The organism is Romboutsia sedimentorum, assembly GCF_030131845.1.
Lineage (GTDB): Bacteria > Bacillota > Clostridia > Peptostreptococcales > Peptostreptococcaceae > Romboutsia_D > Romboutsia_D sedimentorum.
Genome location: NZ_JASKYM010000024.1, coordinates 1 through 1,731 on the forward strand (window position 1 = coordinate 1; position 1,731 = coordinate 1,731).

Annotated in this window: 2 protein-coding genes and 5 tRNA genes; all 7 read left to right on the top strand. The window is 30.4% G+C overall.

The window, feature by feature from the left end; all coding sequences use genetic code 11:
* The first annotated feature begins 32 nt into the window (after positions 1-32).
* The 7 genes from QOZ84_RS16320 (at position 33) to QOZ84_RS16350 (ending at position 1,278) form a co-directional block, all read left to right on the top strand.
* Positions 33-109, top strand: a tRNA-His gene (locus QOZ84_RS16320).
* Positions 110-116: 7 nt separating this feature from the next.
* Positions 117-192: transfer RNA gene (locus QOZ84_RS16325), tRNA-Lys, on the top strand.
* An 18-nt stretch (positions 193-210) separates the two neighbouring features.
* Positions 211-284, top strand: a tRNA-Cys gene (locus tag QOZ84_RS16330).
* An 8-nt stretch (positions 285-292) separates the two neighbouring features.
* Positions 293-369, top strand: a tRNA-Arg gene (locus QOZ84_RS16335).
* A gap of 7 nt (positions 370-376) precedes the next feature.
* A tRNA-Val gene (locus QOZ84_RS16340) sits at positions 377-452 on the top strand.
* Positions 453-591: 139 nt separating this feature from the next.
* Positions 592-846 carry a DUF2508 family protein gene (locus tag QOZ84_RS16345; protein ID WP_284133954.1) on the top strand — a complete coding sequence of 85 codons (255 nt, stop codon included), beginning with the start codon at positions 592-594 and terminating at the stop codon, positions 844-846.
* Positions 847-864: 18 nt separating this feature from the next.
* A complete protein-coding gene (locus tag QOZ84_RS16350; RefSeq protein WP_284133955.1) occupies positions 865-1,278 on the top strand; it encodes a hypothetical protein in 414 nt (137 codons plus the stop codon).
* Positions 1,279-1,731 lie beyond the last annotated feature (453 nt).

A 1,731-nucleotide genomic window follows, 5' to 3' on the forward strand; every position in this document is an offset into this window, starting at 1 on the left:
GGTTCGAGTCCCTTCACCTCGACCATTATATGGTGGGTATAGCTCAGTTGGTTAGAGCGCCAGATTGTGGCTCTGGAGGTCGTGAGTTCGACTCTCATTATCCACCCCATTTACGTGATCCATTAGCTCAGTCGGTAGAGCACCTGACTTTTAATCAGGGTGTCCCGCGTTCGAGTCGCGGATGGATCACCATTTATATTTTAATATTAAGGCGACATAGCCAAGTGGTAAGGCAATGGACTGCAACTCCTTGATCCCCAGTTCGAATCTGGGTGTCGCCTCCATAAATTGTGCGCCTATAGCTCAACTGGATAGAGTGTCTGACTACGAATCAGAAGGTTAGGGGTTCGAGTCCCTTTGGGCGCACCATATACGCGGGATTATAGCTCAGCTGGGAGAGCACCTGCCTTACAAGCAGGGGGTCACAGGTTCGAGCCCTGTTAATCCCACCAGTAACCTCTAGTGAATTTCACTAGAGGTTTTTTATATTATAACTTTTAATTTAATAAACTCAATAATTTTACATAAAATGGTATATTGCATTTAAAAAATGTTAAGATTCTTAATAAATGTAAATTATGGAGGATGACTATGTCTAATAAAAATAAAATATTAAATAGAGATAAAGAAAAACAAAAACTAATAAAGGAAATAAATAGAGCTCAGCTGGATGTAAAAACCGCACAATTATTTTTTGAATATGTTAGTGATCCAGAATTAGTAGATGTAGCTATATATGAGTTAGAAGCCAAAAAATCTAGATATAGATATTTAATAAAAGTTGCAAAAGAAAAAGGTATAAAAAGATCATTGCAAGAATCACTCATAGAAGCAATGGCTAAGTAATTTTAAGGAGATGATATTATGTATATAGTTTTTGGAAATGAAATAATTGATAGTAGTGAAATAAAAACAGCAATAGAAGATAACAGTAATTTTGTAGTTGAAAAAGATATGACTAAAGGAACTAAAAGAGAAGATACACTAGCATATCAAATAAGTATAACTATAGAAGAACTTAATGAAATAATAAAAGAAAATTATGAGTTAGATGAGTTAGAAAGTGAAGACTTATTCGATGAGTACATGACAATGACTGATGATTTAGCTATGGAATTAGAAGAAATTATGCCTGAAGAAGTGATAATGAATGCTAGAGCTTATAAATGGGATAATTCAGCAAATACTATAAAAGCAATAATAGTTATGGGTCACATAGAATTAGGTGAATTAAAAATTTCAGATATAACTAAGAGATTATTATCACAGACAGATTAATCATATCTATTTAAAACAAAATTTTAATTTTAAATATAAAATTATTGTAGAAAGAGATTCTTTTATAAAGTTTATAAATATTTGAATAAAATAATCAATTATACAAATATTAATACTGTTGTATAATTGATTATTTAAATTACTGGTTGCAAGGATTACAAGTTGAAAATGGGAATAAAAAAACTCGTTTATAAAAATAAATAAAAAATATATAAAAAAATGTTGACTAAATTTTACAATGATGGTATAGTTATACTTGTCCTTAAGAAAAGGAACAAAAATAAAAAACAACAAAAAATAAGTTGATAAAATGAAAAAGTTTTGTTATACTGAGTGAGTTGGAAAAATGAACTTTGAAAATTAAACAGTAGGTTAATTTATAGAATTTGAAACAACCAAGAAACATAAAGCCAGATATATAACAGTATCTGAGCCCTAGATAAACTTTTATTT